Source organism: Microbacterium capsulatum (genome assembly GCF_030865425.1).
Lineage (GTDB): Bacteria > Actinomycetota > Actinomycetes > Actinomycetales > Microbacteriaceae > Microbacterium > Microbacterium capsulatum.
On the sequence record NZ_JAVFCB010000001.1, the window covers coordinates 268,854 to 284,947 of the forward strand.

Consider the following 16,094-nt stretch of genomic DNA (forward strand, 5'->3'; position numbering starts at 1 on the left):
GGTGTGGAGACGAGGCTGAACCTGGCCTCCAAGCGCCTCGGGGCCAGCGTCATGGCCACCACGGACGAGCACTTCGGTGCGGCGGAGCACCTGGTCAAGGACAGCGAATCGGTGGCTCCGGACCGCAGCAGGCCCGGCCCGCGCGGAACGGTGTACGACGGCTGGGAGACCCGCCGTCACACTCCCGAGGAGGAATGGGCGCTGGTCCGTCTGGGGGCTCCGGGCATCGTGCACGAGGTCATCGCCGACACCGCGCACTTCCACGGCAACGTCCCCGTGGCGGTGGAGCTCGAGTCGTTCGCCGTCGACGGATACCCGACCTCCGACGAGGTCCTGAATAGTCCGCGCCGGACCCTGGTGTCCCGCAGCGCGTGCGGGCCCGATCAGTACAACGTGCTCCCGTCCGAGGACGGCCTGATCGCGACGCATCTGCTGCTGAGGCTGCTGCCCGACGGGGGCGTGTCCCGGCTGCGCGCGTACGGCGAAGTGGTTCTGGACCCCCGTCGCGTGCGGCCCAGCATGGATCTCGCCTCCGTGCCCGCCGGCGGACACGTCGTCAGCTCGTCCACGGCGTTCATGCCGCCCACCAACGTGCTGATGCCGCGCACCGCCGCGAGCATCGGCGAAGGCTGGGAGACAGGACGTCGTCGTGGCGCCGGTCACGACGAGATCGTCATCGGCCTCGCCGACGTCGCCTGCCTGTCGGCGATCGAGATCGACACGACGCACTTCGGGGGCAACGCGGCCGACGCGTTCAGCGCCGAGTACCTCCCGGAAGGCGCCTCCGGTGACGTCGAGTCGGAGTGGCGTCCCCTGATGCCCAGGACCAGGCTTCTGAGCGACCAGCGCCATGCGTTCCCGATCACGGAGTACGTCGAGGCGGCACGGGTCCGCGTCCGGATCCACCCCGACGGCGGGATCTCCGCGGTGCGGCTGTTCGGCGACCTGGTCCCGCGGGTGCGGGGACGGGTGATCCGCCGCTGGCTGGCCGCCCTCCCGGAGCCCTTCGTCCGCGGACTCGCCCGGTCCGCGGAACTGTCCGCGCACGGCTCGGACCTGCTGGCCGGGCGTGGCGTCGAGGATCGCGGCGCCGTGCTGCTCGACGTTGAGGCCGCGGCGCACCTCGACGGCCTCACGGGCGACGACGCGGACCGATTCGACCGGCTGTTCTACCGGCCTGCCGCGTCCTGGGCGGGCGTCGGTCAGGGAGCGCGTCCATGACCGCCCCGGAGCAGCGGTTCGATCTCGTGATCCGCGGCGGCCGGGTCGTCACGCCGTCCGGTGTGCAGAACATGGACATCGGCGTGCGCGGCGCGCACATCGTCGCGCTCGGCTCCCTCGATCCGCGGGCCGCCGACCGGGTCATCGAGGCGGCGGGACTCGTGGTCCTTCCTGGCCTGATCGACACGCATGTGCATCTGCGCGAGCCGGGATACGGGCACAAGGAGACGTTCGGCGCGGGCACGCGTGCCGCTGCCAGCAGCGGCATCACCACCGTGCTGGACATGCCCTGCGACATCCCCCCGACGTCGTCGGCGCAGACCCTGGCCGCAAAGGACAGGCTGATCGCGCCCTCCGCCTACGTCGACTACGCGCTCTACGGCTGCGCCGGCGCCGGGAACCTGGACCGCATCGCCGAGCTCGCCGAGAACGGGGTGGTGGGCTACAAGACCTTCATGGAACCCGCCTTCGATGACCTGCCGGGATCCATCGACATGTGCGCGCCGGACGACGCGGCCCTGTTCCAGGTCCTGCGCGCGGTCGCCGCGACCGGTCTGCCCTCGGTCATCCACGCCGAGAACGACTCCGTCTGCGCTCTCCTCGGCGAGGAGCTGCGGCGGGCCGGGCGGAACGACCCGTTGGCGCATGCGCTGTCACGGCCTCCTTTCGCCGAGGAGGAGGCCGTACAGCGCGCACTCCTGCTGGGCAGGGCCACCGGCGCCCGCGTCAGTTTCGCCCATGTCAGCACCGCCGGAGCGGTCGCGCGGATCCGCGCGGCGAAGGCCGAAGGACAGCAGGTCACGGCCGAAGCCTGCCCGCACCACCTCCTGCTCACCGAGGACGACCTGGCCAGGGTCGGCCCGTACGGGAAGATCAATCCGCCGCTGCGCACCGCCTGGCACCAGGCCGCCCTCTGGGAGGGGCTGCTGGACGGCACGATCGACTTCGTCGGGACCGACCACTCGCCGTACCTGGTCTCGGAGAAGGACCCGGGCTGGACCCGCATCTGGGATGCGCCCTCGGGCGCCTGCGGCCTCGACGCCGCCGGCCGGGTCATGCTGACCGCGGTGAATCAGGGCAGGCTCACGCTGGTCGAGCTCGCCGAGGTCATGTCGCGCCGCGCGGCCAAGACCTTCGGCCTGTATCCGCGCAAGGGGGAGATCCGCGTCGGGGCCGATGCGGATCTGGTCCTGGTCGACCTCACCCGTCGCAGCGTCATCGACCACGCCGACTTCCAGTCGGCGGGCCGGGATGCGGCCCTGCTCTGGGACGGCTTCGAGGCGACCGGAGCTCCCGTGAAGACGTTCGTCCGGGGGACCGAGGTCTTCGACGGCACCTCGATCGTCGGCACGCCCGGTCACGGGATCCGCATCCGGCCCCTCGGCGACGAGGCGAAGATCGGCGATCATGTCACCGAACTGTTCACGGAAAGGGCCGGCATCCATGGAAGCTGAGAAGAAGAAGAAGCTGCGGATCGCGTGCGCGCACGACCTCGCCTACACGCCGCAGTACGTGGGGGCGGAACTCGGATTCTTCGAGGATCAGGGCCTCGCCCTGGAGTTCGTGCCGCATCCCGCCGGCGTCGCGGGGGTGGTGGACACCGTGCGACTCGGATCCGCCGACCTCGTCCTGGGCAGCCTGGTGTACGCCCTGCGGATGCACGAGACCGGGACGGACACGCACATCGTGGCGCAGAGCAATCAGCAGACGCGCAACGTCCTGATGTCCCGTCGCGAAGACGACGCGACATTCCGGTGGGCGGATCTGAGGAGGCGATCCATCGTCCTCTACCCGGGGGAGGCGCCCACCGCCTGGGCCGCCTTCCAGGAGGCCCTGCACCGGCACGACCTCACCACCGGCGACATGCAGCTGATCATCGGTTTCACCGCAGCGGACGCCGTCGAAGAGTTCGTCAGGGGCGTCGGCGACTACCTGTTCATCGATGCGGAGGCCGCACTGGATGACCGCCTCCGGTGCGCGGCGACGGTCGCCGACGGTGCGGGTGCACTGCCCTGGAGCATCTACAGCACGTCCGCCGAGGTGGCTGCGGCACGCTCCGAGGACCTGATCGCGTTCCGACGAGGACTCGGCGAGGCGCAGCGCTGGATGCTCGGTCACAGCGCGTCCGACATCGCCGACGTCATCGGTCATCGCTTCCCCCGGTACACCCGGGCGCGACTCGTCCAGATCCTGGAACGGTACCTGGAACTGAACCTCTGGCCCGACTCCGCCGACGTCCGCATGGATCAGATCCTGCGGTGGGAGGGGGCCCTGCGCCGCAACGGCCTGATCACCACCCGGAACCCCGTCACGGAGTACCTCTCCATCCATGCCGAAAGCCTCTCCGTCCATGAGTGAGACCCTGCCCACGATCGCGTCGACCCTCGCCGACCTGCTCGGTGGACGGCGCACGGCCACCGACGTCACCGAGCAGGTGCTCCAGCGGATCCGGGACACCGAGCCCGTGCATCACGCCTACGTCCATGTCGACGCCGACGGTGCACGGGCCCAGGCGCACGACGTCGACGAGCGACGCCGTCGCCGCCTGCCGGCCGGCCCGCTGGACGGCATTCCGATCGGCGTCAAGGACCTGATCCAGACCTCCGGCATGCCCACCACCGCCGGCGCTCCCTACGCTCTGGACGACGGCAGCGGCCCGGACAGGGCGGGCTCGGTGCGACGACTGCGGATGGCCGGCGCAGTCCTCGTGGGCAAGCACGAGACCAACCGCTTCGGGTGGGGCATCTGCCCGCCGCCGACGAGGAACGCGCTGGATCCGGCATGGTTCCCCGGCGGATCGACGGCGGGGGGAGGGGTCTCCGTCGCGCTGGGCAGTTCCCTCGCGGCGCTGGGCACCGACGCGGGCGGCTCGCTGCGCATCCCGGCAGCACTGAACGGCGTGGTCGGGTTCAAAGCCGGCCGCGGAGCGATCCCCACCACGGGGGTCATCCCCGGCTCGACGTCGGTGAGCGATCTCGGCGTCATCACCCGGACGTGCGATGACGCCCGCATCCTGCTCGATGTCCTCTCCGCGACCGGAACCCGAGACGGGGCCGAGTCCTCGGGGCCCCGGCCACCGCGCCGCGTCGGGGTCATCCGCCGCTACTGGTCGGGATCGGAGGAGGACGTGGAGAGGGTCGCGACCTCCTCCCTGGCGGAGCTGGAACGAGCGGGCGCTGAGATCGTCGAACTGGAGATCGCCGAGCTGGATCTGGTCAGCCCGGCCTTCCTGACGATCATCGGCCACGAGACGTGGATCGCCCACGAGGGTCTCTACCGCACGGATCCGTCGCTCTACCCGCCCCGCGGGGTGCAGCGGCTCGAGGCGGGCGCCGCGATCACGGCCGCGGAACTGGCCGAAGCCCACGAGCTGCGCGAGGTCGTCCGGGGAGCGCTCGAGCGGCAGTTCGACGAGAAGGGCGTCGACTTCTTCGCCGGCCCCACCGCGCCCGTTCTCACCAAGCCCCTCGCCGAGCTGGACCTGGACAGGGACCTGGCTCCCTTCGGGGCGTTCACCGAGGTGGCCAATCTGCTCGGCCTGCCGGCCGTGAGCGTACCGGTGGGTCACGACCCGTCCGGTCGCTCCGTCGGGTTCCAGCTCATCGGGAGGGCGGGATCCGACCGCCTGCTGCTCCGCACGGGACAGGTGCTGCAGGACGCGCGCTCGGCGTTCTGAACGACCACGAAATGCCGACGTCGGCGACAAGGGTCGAAGCGATCGGCGCTGCGATACACTCTGGACCGGATCCAATGGATCCGTGAGACGGCGTTCCACCCACACCCCGAATGGGACGCCAGGCCAGAAAGGAACCCACGGTGCAACCACTGCCGAAGACCAGTCGTGACGGCCGTTCCCTTGTCGATCGCGTCTACGCCGCGATCCGTGATGCTCTGGTGGCGGGTGAACTGGCGGAGGAGCAGCTGCGCCAGGAGGATCTCGCCAGCGCGTTGGGTGTCTCCCGCACGCCGGTGCGGGCAGCTCTGAACCAGTTGACGTACGAGGGTCTCGTCTCACCGCTTCCCGGGATCGGCTTCCTGATCAACGAGCCCACCGCCGACGACGTCGTCGAGCTCTACCAGGTGCGGCTGAACCTGGAGCTTCTGGCTCTCCGCCTCGCGTGCGGCCGGCACAACGCGTCGTCACTCGCGCGGTTGAACACGGTCATCGCCGACATGTCCGTCGTCGACCCGGCCGACCTCGCCAAGCGCTTCGAACTGAACGTCCGGTTCCACGAGCTCCTGTTCGAGCCGTGCGGCAACAGCATCCTGATCAAGATGATCGACTCCCTCACCGAGCACCCGGTGAACCTCCGGATCTCGCGGACGCACACCCCGGACCAGGGGAGCGTGAACGAGAGCATCCGCGATCATCAGGAGATCCTGGATGCGATGACCGCAGCGGACCTGGACAGCCTCGTGGCGCTGTACGAGCGCCACCTGGAGGTCTGGCGCGAGGACGCGCTCGTCAAGATCGGCGCCGGAACGCGGTCGACGATCACGAGCTGAGTCCGGCGGTCCGGAGGCGGGTCTCGGTCACCGCACGACCTCGAGCAGCGCCGCCACACCCAGGCCGCCGCCGACGGACGCCGCCGCCACGCCGAGCGTCCCCGCCGGGGCGTCGCCGCGCACGAGACGGCTGAAGAGCCGCACGACGGCGACCGCCCCGCTCGCTCCCCACGGGTGACCGAGGGCGAGCGCGCCGCCGTCCGCGCAGACCCGGGGATCGTCGTCCGCGATCCCGAGCCGGTCGAGCACGGCGAGGCTCTGCGCGGCGAAGGCCTCGACGATCTCGAACGCCGCGACATCCGCGGTGCTCGCGCCGGCCCGGGAGAGCGCCTCCTGCACGGCGGGTGCCGCGCCGATGCCCGGCAGAGCGGGGTCGCAGCCGATCACGGCGGCGGAGCGGATCGCCAGGCCGGGTGCCGTGCCGGCGGGCGCGACGAGGACGGCGGCGGCGCCGTCCCCGATGCGCGTGGCCGTGCCCGCGGTGAGGGTGCCGGCGGGGAAGAGCGGTGTGAGCCGGGGGAGCAGCTTCTCGGCGGCGCCGATCGCGTCGTCGTACGCGAGACCGGCCGACGGCACCAGTTCGGCGTCGAACCGGCCGGCGTCGCGGGCAGCTCTGGCGCGGGCGTGGCTGCGCGCGGCGTGCGCGTCCTGCCGGTCGCGGGCGATGCCGTCGTGCGCGGCGAGATCCTCCGCCGCGCGTGTCATCCCGGGGTCGGGGAACCCGTGCGGGGCGAACGGGGCGCGGTCGTAGGGCACGCCGCCCTGGGAGCGCACCGGCGCCGTCGAGGGGCTCTCGACCCCGCCTGCGATGCGCATGCGGCCGTCGCCCGCACGCACGGCGGCCGCGGCGTCGAGGATCGCTGCCAGTCCGCTGCCGCACTGCCGGTCGACGGTGCCGCCCGGGACGAGCGGACCCAGGCCCGCGGCGAGCGCCGCGAGCCGCCCGGGGTTGCCGCCGGGGCCCATGCAATTGCCGAGCAGGACGTCGGCCACGGTCACGGGCGAGCCGAGCGCGGCCTCTCCGTCGGCGAGGGCCGCGCGGATGACCGGAGCGGCGAGCTCGGCGACGCCCAGATCGGCGAGGGCCCGGCCACGGGTGCCGATCGGGGTGCGCCGAGCGGCGATGATCACGGGGTCAGAGGACAAGGCGGTCCACCTCTCCGGCCACCGCGCGGCGGACGGCCTCGGCGCGGGCGGGCTTGCCGCCGGCGGTGCGGGGGAGCTCACCGGCGAACCACTGCCGCGGACGATGCGCGGGCGCGAGCTGCGCGGCGACCGCGGTGCGCAGGCCGACCGGCGGGGGGCCGTCCAGTTCCACGAAGGCCGCGACCAGGGCGCCCACGCGGGGCTGCGGCAGGCCGAAGACGACGACGTCGCGGACACCCGGCACGGAGCGGATCACGGCCTCGACCTCCTCGGGGACGATCGTCGCCGACGCGCTGAGGATCGCGTCGTCCGCCCGGCCGAGCAGCCGCAGCCGGCCGTCGACGAGCTCGGCGCGGTCGCCGACCGTCGCCCACTCGCCGTCACGGCGCAGCGGACCGTCGCTGCCCGCGTAGCCGAGCGCGACGAACGGGGACCGCACCCAGAGCTCGCCGTCCCGCACTGTCAGCTCCGCCCCGGGGAACGCGCGGAGGCCGTCGCCCTCGTCGACCGCGACGAAGGACAGCTCCGCCGCGCCGTAGTACGCCGCCACGCGGATCCCGGCCTCCTCGGCCCGTGTCCGCAGCGCGTCGTCGAGATGGGATCCGCCGACGAGGGCGGCGCGCAGCCGCGGCAGGGGGCCGGCGTCCAGCACCGAGCGCAGCGCCTGCGGCGTTCCGTGCAGGCAGGTCGCGTCCGCACGGTCCGCCGGGTCCAGCAGCGGGCGGGGGCCGCCGTCGAGCGCGTGGGCGAGGGAGAACAGGGTCAGCGAGGCCGACGGCGGGGCGGGGAGCAGCACGGCGTCGTCCGGGCCGGCGTCCAGCAGACGGGCCACCGCGGCGAACGACGCCGCCCACGACTCCGCCGTGCGCAGGACGATCCGGGGCGCACCGCTGCTGCCGGAGGTCAGGGTCGCCCAGGCGGCGCCGGGTGGCGTCGCCGTCGTGGCGGCGACCGCCCTGACCGCATCCCACTGCGCCTGCGGCCAGCGGTCGTCGCCGACCAGCGGGACCTGCTCCGCCGTGCGCAGGACGCGCAGCCGCTCCAGCAGTCCCGTGTCGTCGCCGCGGACGGGGACGATCACGACCGTCCCGCCGAGCCGGCCATCGGAGACGACCCCCCGGAGATCGCGGTAGTGTCCGACGAGCGAGAACGCCGCGCATCATCCATCGCCCGTCTCCTCCGCACCATCGCCTGAACACCGTTCAGCTGAACGGCGTTCACTCTAGCCGCAGCGCCGCCGGAACAGAAAGCGCGTCGTCACAGAGCGGTCCTCACGGCACGGTCGGCGCCGTGCAGGTCAGGCCCGGCGGGTACACCCCGTACCCTCTGCCCTCCGGATCCATCGTCATCCCGACGTAGTTCTTGTAGAACGCGACGTGCGCGGTGAAGCCGGTGTGCACGTGCATCATGTCGGGCGGGTCGTCGTACTCCGCGTACGTCCCGAGCAGCGCCGCGCGCACCGGCCTGCCGGTCGCCGTCGCCAGCTGGGCGGCGAAGGCGGAGGCGTTGGCCGCGCAGAAGACGTACTTGAGGAACTTGAACTTGGTCGTGATGGTCGAGCGCGACGGGAACGGGGTCTTCAGGATCGGCAGCAGGAACCCCTCGATGTAGTCGACGTCCTCCTTCACGACACGGTCGAGCGTCAGCACGGTGTCGTCGCCGGTGCCGCTCGTCGCGTAGCCCTTGGTGCCCTCCATCGCCCACATCGCGTGGTGGATCACCCGGGGGAACGCGCAACCCCAGAGCCAGGAGAACCCGTCCGTCGCGAAGGCCGCCTTGAACAGCGCGAGTGCCGCCGCGTCCTGCGTGGGCGCGACGAAGTCGTACTGCCCGCGCGAGTCCTTGTCGTCCGGGTCCCGCTGCGTCGGCCCGAGGGTCGCGACGACGGTCGTCGGCGCCCCGCCCGTGGAGGGGACCGGCACGACGGGGGAGCGGTCATCGAAGCTGTTCACGAGGATGAGGCCGCCCATCCAGCCGTGCCCGAAGAAGCTCACCTCCTGCAGCGTGCCCGGCGCGTTCTGCCCGATGTCGCGGACCGCCGCATACAGGTCTGTGATCGACATGACGCTGAACTGGCCCGGCTTGAACCCGGTGCGGCTCACCCCCGCGGAGTCGGTGAACGTGCCGATGCTGGAGCGGCTGACGGGCCCGAACGTGGTGACGACACTCGCCGCCTCGGTCTTCGTCCCGCCGGGGTAGGTCACGTCGATCCGGGTGACCTGACCGGCGCGGACGTCCATCATGAGGAACCGCAGATCCGCCTTCGCGGTGTTCTGCCGGGTGAGGTACTTGCGGCGGTTCGTGGCCAGCACCTGGAAGTCGACGCCCTGGAACTCCCAGTCCGCGCCGGCCATGATGATGTAGTTGCGCATCCCTCGCCCTCCTGCCGGTCGTCCTCGTGCGTCCGTTCCCCGGATGGGACGGCCTCAGTTGGACGGCTGCCACTCCTCGCCGACCTTGGTCCAGGTCGGCAGCGCGTCGTCCGGCCGCAGCTTGGCCAGCGTCGTCGGGAGCCGGACGAGCCACGGGTCTCCCACGGGCACCTCGTCGCCGGGGGCTCCGGTGGCCTCCTGGATCTCCTTGACGATCGGCACGTAGAGCGAGCTCGAGATGTCCGGTGCCGGGCCGCCGTTCCAGATCTCCCCGGTCTCCAGGTAGTGCACGACCGCGGCCTCGAAGCCGGGCCGGACCGGGAACACGACCCGACCCGCACCGGCGCGGAGGAAGTCGGCGAACTCGGTGTCGACGTCGTCGAGCAGCATCCGGTGCGACCAGGCCGGCTTCCATCCCCAGAAGTACGGGTAGAAGAAGTAGACGATGTGCTCCCACTCGAAGGCCTGCTCGAAGAAGCGCACGTACGGCATCTGCTGCTCGCTGCGCGCCAGGGCCGGCTGCGGGTACCCCTCGGCGGAGGTCTCGAGCGCGCCGAACGCGTCGAACTGCTGCGCCGTCAGCAGCGTGAGGCACTGCTTGCGCAGCTCTGTCGTCACGATCCGGGAGTTCCACATCGGGTTCTGGCCGGAGATCACGACCCCCGCCGCGGCGGCCGCCTCGTCCAGCTGCGACTGGTAGGCCTGCTGCTTCGCGAGGTAGCCCTGGGTGAGTGCCGCGTGCGTCTTCAGCTGCCAGGCGGTCATCGCGCGGGCGGTGCGTTCGCAGAAGATCTCCACGGTCGCGGCGAAGTCGCGCAGCTTCCAGCCGAAGGTCGCGACCGACACGGATCCGACCTCCCCGGCCATGTCGATGTAGGTCGCGTCGGTGAAGACGTCGAGCGCGTTGTTTCCGATGAGCAGGTACCACTCCGCGCCGCCGTAGACGTTCCATGCCGCCGTCCACAGGGCGTACTTCGCCTGGTAGCCGTCGTCGATCGCGATGTCCGCCGACTTGCTGAACTCGTACGGATCCTGCGGGACCGTGCCGTCGAACGCCTTGCTGAACGTCTTGACCGGCGGCGGCGGCGCCTCGATCCCGGTGACGTCGTACTGGTGCGCCCAGAACGCGTAGTTGCCCTCGGTGACCTGCGTCGGGGTGAGCGTGAACGGCACCGGCGCCGTGAAGGTCTGCCCCTCGAGCTTGCCCTTGGTCTGCGCGACGATGAAGGCTGTGCCCGGCTCGGGCAGCGTGACGTCGAAGAGCATGCGCTTGCCGTAGTTGTAGACCTGCGCCTGCAGCACCTTGTCGACCCACTGGTAGACGCCGGAGATGTTGCCCGTGCCCGCGCTGTTGTCGAAGCCGTGCGAGTACGTCTCCTCGAACTCCTCCAGCGTCGTGGTGGTGCGGCGCTCGAGCACCCGGTCGACGACCTTGCTGACGGACCGGGCGACGACGTCCTTGCTGAACTCGGACGCCTGCTTCGTGGACTCCTCCGAGGAGTGGTTCGTGGCGAAGTCGGCGTTCGCCTTGACCTCGACGAACGGGCCGTACTTCGCGTCGACCGACAGCCCGGCCTTGAACTGGGTGTCGTCCTTGATCGTCGAGCTGGTCTCGCGGCTCAGCGAGAAGCGGTCGGTCGACTGCGTGTCGCGCTCCTCCTCCTTGGTCGTCTCCTGCTCGGTGAGGATCGTGGTCTCGGTGCGCTCCAGGCGCCGGGTCTCCCGGTCGAGGTGCTCGGACTTCAGCACGTTCTCCACGTGCGCGAGCTCGCCGCCCTCGTATCGCAGGACGTGCTCCTTCACGAGCAGCAGGTCGCCGACGCCGACAGGACGGATGGATCCGTGACCGGTCGGCATGCCGGCGGCGGGGGAGCCGACGAGGTCGGCGGCCCCGGAGGCCTGCACGAGCGCGCTGCCCACGAGCGACACGGCGGCCACCTCGGAGATCGGCACCTTCAGAGTCGCCAGGAGCGCCCCGCGCTGGTCGTCGAGAGTCCGCAGCATGACCGGCAGCGGCGTGTTGGCGACATCCAGCGCGAGCGCGCGCAGGGTGCTGCGGACCGTCGCCGGCAGCCCCTGGATCGCCGCGGCGTCGAGCGCCCACGGGATCCGCGGGGTGATGGATCCGGAGCTCTCGCCGCCGGTCCGGGACGTGGTCGCGCGCGCACGCTCCGCGGTGTCGGCCGTCGCGCGGGCCGGGCGCGCCTGCGGGCGGGACGGGATCACGCGGGTCTCGGCGGCGAAGCCCGTGGCCGGGACGCCCTTGAGCGCGGCGATCGCCCGGTCGAGCCGGTCGATCTCGGCGCGCGTCCTGGTCTCGTCGGGCGGCGGCTCAGTGCCGCCCTGGCCGGTGGACGGCGGTTCCGGGGTCGGGCGGGTGCCGTCGGGCGTCGGCAGGGCGACGGGCATGACGAGCGGGCGCAGGGCGATCTCCGCGTCGCCGGCCGCGGTCCGTGCGATCGCGTCGAGGCCCTGTGCGACCAGCGCCAGGGCGCGGGCGTCGGTCCCGGACGAGTCGGAGAGGGCTTTCGCGGCGATCAGCGTGTCCTCGACCCGCTGCCGGTACGGGGTGAACCCGGATCCGGTCGCGAGGGACGTCGCGGAGCTTCCCGTCGCGGACTGGATCGCGGCCGCGGCGTCGGCATTGCTCCTGGGGTCGGCCCCCAGGGCAGCGGCGACGGCCCGGGCGGCGACGCCGAGCGGGTCGTCGGTGACGGATCGCACCACGGCGTCGGACTGCAGGAACGCCTTCGCCGAACGCCGGAGTGCGGGCGCGCCGGCGCCCGTGTCGACGGCATGCGCGCTGAGCGTGTGCACGTCGGTGTCGGCCGGCAGATCCGCCGGACGCATGACCAGGAAGCGGAACAGCTCGTTCATCGTGACCACCCTGACTCTCGTCGCGCTGGGACTCAGCGATGACAAAGAGCGAGGACAGGTCGCCCTGATACATCCGGCGCTGCGGATCAGATCCGCCCGAAGACCTCCGGATCGACGGGGCGCTGGGCTTTCGGCAGCGATGCGACCACGAGGCGGTAGGCCTCGGTCACGAGCTCCTCGACGAGATCCTGCGGGAGGGAACCGTCCGAGCGGAGCGTCACCCAGTGCTTCTTGTTCATGTGATAGCCCGGGATGATCGCGGGGAAGGACGAGCGCAAGGCCTCGGCGTCGGGCGGGGATGCCTTGAGCGTCACGATCGGCTCGCCCGTCGAACGCGAGAGCGCCATGAACATCTTCCCGCGCACCCGGAAAACGTCGACCTCCGGCCCGAACGGCTGGTCGACGTCGGCCTCCGGGAGTTCCTCGGCCCGGGCGGCCGCCCAGCCCTGCACGATGTCGTCGCCCATGCTCTGCTCCTCGTCTCCGGATACGGGATCTTCATCATCCCGCATCGGCCCGGGCCGGTCGCCGGATCCGTCGTCCGGCACGGCCGGCCCGAGCCACCGGACGGGTCTCGTCCGGTCGGCGAGGAGCGGGACGGCGGCTCAGAACACGGGGACGCCCGCGCGCACCAGCCGCCAGTTCACGACGTGGAAGTCCTTCGGATCGATGACGCCCGCCGCCGACGCGTACGCGACGATCGCCTCGCGGATCGCGACCTGCGCGTTGTAGACGACCGGTGCGGTGGCGATGTGCGGGAAGCCGCCGCCGCCCGACTGGCGGTAGTTGTTCACCGCGACGACGAACCGCTGCGTCGGATCGACCGGAGCCCCCTGCCACGACAGGTTCAGGATCCGAGAGCCCTGCGGCTGCGAGATGTCCACGTCGTACGTCACACCGGAGAACTGGTCGTAGTTGTAGTCGGGCGTGCTCATCGCGTTGGTCCAGCCGGCCGGATCCACCGGAGCGGACGGCGGGACCTGCTGGAAGTACTTCGCCGAGTACTCCAGGTAGTCCTTGATCTGCGCGCCGGTGAGCACGGAGGCCAGGAGGGTGTTGTCGTAGATGTAGAGCCCGGCGACGTCGCGGATCGTCACCTCGCCTGCCGGGAAGGTCGCCTGGGGGTTGAACGGCGCGGCGATCGACACGATCGGCAGGGCCGCCTCGGCGGTCCCGGCGATGGCCTTCGCGACCGTGTCGACCTGCACCTTGTTGATGTAGTCGAGGATCGCGGTGTCCTTCCAGCACGACTCGGCCGCCGAGAGCTCCTCGGTCGACGTCGCGACCGGCTTGTTCACGTACCCGACGACGGCGTCGTGCTGCGCCTGCACGAGGGCGACGAGGGCCGGATCGTCCTGCACGGTGTTCGTGTTCACGTTCGTCGCCTTCTTGGAGACGACGGTCCACTGGCCCCTGACCTGCTGCAGCTCGATGTCGAACACGCTGAGGCGCTGACCCCAGCACATCGGCTCGCTGAGCACGACCTGCTGCCCGGTCTGCGTGTTCGTGACGAAGCGCTGCGGGATGTCCTTGTGGGCGTGGCCGAACAGGATCGCGTCGATTCCGGGCACCTGCTCCGCGAGGAGGCCGGCGGCGTTCTCGTTCGGCAGCGCGTCGCCGTAGGAGGACGTGCCGCTGTCGCCCGAGTGCACGCTCACGACGAGCACGTCGACGCCCTGGTCGCGGATGACCGGCACCCAGCGCCTCGCGGTCTCGACGATGTCGAGCACCTCGACCTTGCCGCTCACGTGGACCTTGTCCCAGATCACGATGCCGGGGTTGGTCAGGCCGAGCACGCCGACGCGGATCGGCTTGTACCCGGGGATGTGGAGCGTCTTGATGGTGTACGGCGTGTAGGCGGGGACGGTGGTCCCGGCGCGGACGGCGTTCGCCCCCAGCACCGGCGCCGTCATCTGCGCGATCCACGCGTCGAGGAAGTCGAGGCCGTAGTTGAACTCGTGGTTGCCGAGCGCGACGGCGTCGTAGCCGATCGCGTTCATCTGCGCCGCCATCGGGTGGATCGCGCCGCTCTTCGTGATCGGGTCGACCGTCGCGTAGTAGAAGCCCAGCGGGGTGCCCTGGATCGTGTCGCCCGCGTCGAAGAGCAGGGTACGCTCGCGTCCGCGGTCCGCTCGGATCTGGTTCACGACGCTCGACACCCGGGCCAGGCCCACGACGTTGCCGGCCTTGTCGGCGTAGGCGGCGTCCTTGTAGTAGTCCCAGTTGACCGCGTGCGAGTGGATGTCGGACGTGCCCATGACCGTGATCGTGACGGACTTCCCGACGCCGCCGACGGCGGCCGACGCCTGCTCGGGGATCGCGACCCAGCCGGCCGCGGCGAGGGCGCCGGCCGCGGTGACGCCGGTGAGGAAACCTCGTCGGTTCAGGCCGGAGCGTCGCTGGAGGTCCACGTCGTCGGGGACGGCGCACGAGCACCACCGGGGTTCCGGGGCGTCGGCATGGCGGTGGAGATGTGTTTCATCTGTCATGAGGTCCGATGAAATCATGCCGGGATATCGGTGGCAACCACCGCGAGGTGAACGTTCGGCTCGCCGCCGTCGCCGCTTCCGTCAGTTCGTCGGGATCGCCACGATCGGCTGCGTGGTCGGGGCGCCCGAGGCCGACCCGCCGCTGTCCTCGACGGTGACGGCGATCACGTCGCCCGGTCGCATCCCCGGACGCAGGAGCGCGGTCGTCGTGCCGGTCGAGGCGGTGAAGGTGCCGGCGGCGATCGGCCTGCCGTCGCGGAGGTACCAGAGCTCGAACGTGCGGTCGGCGGGGATCGCGGGCAGCCGCTCGGCGACGAGCACCGCCTTGCCGGTCGACACGGCCCAGTGCAGCGTCGCCGGGGAGCCGCCGGAGACCGCTGCCGTGGCCTTCTGCGCGTCGGGGGCGGCCTCGATCGTCTCGAGTGCGACGACCGCCGGCGGCCGGAGCAGCTGCGGCACGACCGTCGAGCCGATCGCGACCGCGGCGAGGATCACGATCGCCGCGGCCAGTGCGTACCAGGCGCGCCGGCGGCGGCGGACGTGCGCCGGTCGCGCCGTCGGCCGGACGACGTCTGCGGCTGCGGGCGCCGTGGCCGGACCTTCGACCCCTGCGGCCGTCTGCGGCGTGTCGGCGATGCGGCGCAGCAGGTCGTCGCGGACCCGAGCCGGTGGAGTCAGCTCACCCACCTCGCCGAGCCGGGCGGCCGCGGCGAGATCCTCCGCGACCAGGCGCTCCCGGTCGGGACGGCCGGCGCGCGCGGCGTCGAACGCGTGCTCGTCCGCGGCGCTCAGCGCGCCGAGCGCGTGGCCGGCGGAGAGCTTGGCGAACTCGGTCTCGTTCATCGCGCCCCCTCCAGCTCCTGCCGCAGCCTGCTCAGGCCGTCCCGCATCCGTGTCTTGACCGTTCCGAGCGGCGCCCGGGTGAGCGCGGAGATCTCGGTCTGCGTGTAGCCGCCGTAGTAGGCGAGCGTCAGCGCCTCGCGCTGCGCGTCCGGGAGCCGCGAGAGCGCGGCGGCGACCCGCTCCGCCTCGATCCTCGACTCCACCACCTCGTCCGTCCCCGCGGCGTGTGCGGCCAGCTCCCGCCGGCCCGCCCTCGCGTCGCGGTCGCTGCTCGCCTGCGCCGACCGCACCCGGTCGATCGCGCGACGATGCGCGATCGTGAGGACCCACGTCCGCCCCTGTCCCTTCTTCGGAGCGAAGCGGCTCGCGGTTTGCCAGATCTCCAGGAACACCTCCTGCAGCACCTCCTCGCTCTGCGCCCGATCGACGAGCACGCGGACGATCAGGGCGAAGACGCGGGGGGAGAGCGTGTCGTAGAGCCGCGCGAAGGCGGCCTCGTCGCCGTCCGCGATGCGGGCGAGGGCGACGGCGACGTGGTCGATCGGAGCATCGTCGTGCTCCCCGACCTCGGCGCCGTCGATGACCATGCCTCCAGCATGCCGCATCCGTCCCATCCGATCCGCGCCGGGCTCCGAAGAAG

13 protein-coding genes are annotated in these 16,094 nt (G+C 71.6%); 5 read left to right on the forward strand and 8 right to left on the reverse strand.

Features of this window, described 5'->3' with window-relative positions; translation table 11 throughout:
- Positions 1 to 3: 3 nt before the first annotated feature.
- The 5 genes from RBR11_RS01300 to RBR11_RS01320 all read left to right on the forward strand — a co-directional run bounded on the left by RBR11_RS01300 (position 4) and on the right by RBR11_RS01320 (position 5,727).
- Entirely contained in the window at positions 4 to 1,221 is a 1,218-nt protein-coding gene (locus tag RBR11_RS01300) for a hypothetical protein (protein ID WP_308487485.1), read from the forward strand.
- Positions 1,218 to 2,675, forward strand: coding sequence for an allantoinase AllB (allB, locus tag RBR11_RS01305; protein WP_308487486.1), 1,458 nt, complete (start codon positions 1,218 to 1,220; stop codon positions 2,673 to 2,675). The genes RBR11_RS01300 and allB overlap by 4 nt, the downstream gene beginning before the upstream one ends.
- Entirely contained in the window at positions 2,665 to 3,579 is a 915-nt protein-coding gene (locus tag RBR11_RS01310; protein WP_308487487.1) for an ABC transporter substrate-binding protein, read from the forward strand. The genes allB and RBR11_RS01310 overlap by 11 nt, the downstream gene beginning before the upstream one ends.
- Complete coding sequence (locus tag RBR11_RS01315) at positions 3,572 to 4,897, forward strand: amidase (protein ID WP_308487488.1); 1,326 nt, start codon at positions 3,572 to 3,574, stop codon at positions 4,895 to 4,897. Before RBR11_RS01310 ends, RBR11_RS01315 begins: the two co-directional genes overlap by 8 nt.
- A 140-nt stretch (positions 4,898 to 5,037) precedes the next feature.
- The gene (locus RBR11_RS01320; protein ID WP_308487489.1) at positions 5,038 to 5,727 is read left to right on the forward strand and encodes a GntR family transcriptional regulator; all 690 of its coding nucleotides are present in this window, start codon (positions 5,038 to 5,040) and stop codon (positions 5,725 to 5,727) included.
- Between the two features lie 27 nt (positions 5,728 to 5,754).
- On the opposite strand, the gene RBR11_RS01325 is transcribed toward RBR11_RS01320, so the two are convergent.
- The 8 genes from RBR11_RS01325 to sigK form a co-directional block, all read right to left on the reverse strand.
- On the reverse strand, positions 5,755 to 6,873 hold the full coding sequence (locus RBR11_RS01325; protein WP_308487490.1) for a thiolase family protein: 1,119 nt from the start codon (positions 6,871 to 6,873) through the stop codon (positions 5,755 to 5,757).
- Positions 6,863 to 7,954 (reverse strand): class I adenylate-forming enzyme family protein, encoded by a 1,092-nt coding sequence (locus RBR11_RS01330; RefSeq protein ID WP_308487491.1) that lies wholly within the window; start codon positions 7,952 to 7,954, stop codon positions 6,863 to 6,865. The genes RBR11_RS01325 and RBR11_RS01330 overlap by 11 nt, the downstream gene beginning before the upstream one ends.
- Before the next feature lie 190 nt (positions 7,955 to 8,144).
- Complete coding sequence (locus RBR11_RS01335) at positions 8,145 to 9,245, reverse strand: hypothetical protein (RefSeq protein ID WP_308487492.1); 1,101 nt, start codon at positions 9,243 to 9,245, stop codon at positions 8,145 to 8,147.
- 54 nt (positions 9,246 to 9,299) lie between these two features.
- Positions 9,300 to 12,122, reverse strand: a complete 2,823-nt coding sequence (locus RBR11_RS01340; RefSeq protein ID WP_308487493.1) for a serine/threonine-protein kinase — start codon at positions 12,120 to 12,122, stop codon at positions 9,300 to 9,302.
- Between the two features lie 86 nt (positions 12,123 to 12,208).
- Positions 12,209 to 12,589 (reverse strand): MmcQ/YjbR family DNA-binding protein, encoded by a 381-nt coding sequence (locus tag RBR11_RS01345; RefSeq protein WP_308487494.1) that lies wholly within the window; start codon positions 12,587 to 12,589, stop codon positions 12,209 to 12,211.
- Between the two features lie 138 nt (positions 12,590 to 12,727).
- Complete coding sequence (locus RBR11_RS01350) at positions 12,728 to 14,533, reverse strand: bifunctional metallophosphatase/5'-nucleotidase (protein WP_308487495.1); 1,806 nt, start codon at positions 14,531 to 14,533, stop codon at positions 12,728 to 12,730.
- Positions 14,534 to 14,692: 159 nt separating this feature from the next.
- Positions 14,693 to 15,454, reverse strand: a complete 762-nt coding sequence (locus tag RBR11_RS01355) for an anti-sigma factor (RefSeq protein ID WP_308487496.1) — start codon at positions 15,452 to 15,454, stop codon at positions 14,693 to 14,695.
- On the reverse strand, positions 15,451 to 16,041 hold the full coding sequence (gene sigK, locus RBR11_RS01360; protein ID WP_308487785.1) for an ECF RNA polymerase sigma factor SigK: 591 nt from the start codon (positions 16,039 to 16,041) through the stop codon (positions 15,451 to 15,453). The genes RBR11_RS01355 and sigK overlap by 4 nt, the downstream gene beginning before the upstream one ends.
- Between the last annotated feature and the right edge of the window lie 53 nt (positions 16,042 to 16,094).

Excerpts from the sequence above, each read along its gene's own strand:
- allB (WP_308487486.1), top strand. The coding sequence starts at position 1,218 with ATGACCGCCCCGGAGCAGCGGTTCGATCTCGTGATCCGCGGCGGCCGG.
- sigK (WP_308487785.1), bottom strand. The coding sequence starts at position 16,041 with ATGGTCATCGACGGCGCCGAGGTCGGGGAGCACGACGATGCTCCGATC.
- RBR11_RS01345 (WP_308487494.1), bottom strand. The coding sequence starts at position 12,589 with ATGGGCGACGACATCGTGCAGGGCTGGGCGGCCGCCCGGGCCGAGGAA.
- RBR11_RS01340 (WP_308487493.1), bottom strand. The coding sequence starts at position 12,122 with ATGAACGAGCTGTTCCGCTTCCTGGTCATGCGTCCGGCGGATCTGCCG.
- RBR11_RS01335 (WP_308487492.1), bottom strand. The coding sequence starts at position 9,245 with ATGCGCAACTACATCATCATGGCCGGCGCGGACTGGGAGTTCCAGGGC.
- RBR11_RS01310 (WP_308487487.1), top strand. The coding sequence starts at position 2,665 with ATGGAAGCTGAGAAGAAGAAGAAGCTGCGGATCGCGTGCGCGCACGAC.
- RBR11_RS01355 (WP_308487496.1), bottom strand. The coding sequence starts at position 15,454 with ATGAACGAGACCGAGTTCGCCAAGCTCTCCGCCGGCCACGCGCTCGGC.
- RBR11_RS01315 (WP_308487488.1), top strand. The coding sequence starts at position 3,572 with ATGAGTGAGACCCTGCCCACGATCGCGTCGACCCTCGCCGACCTGCTC.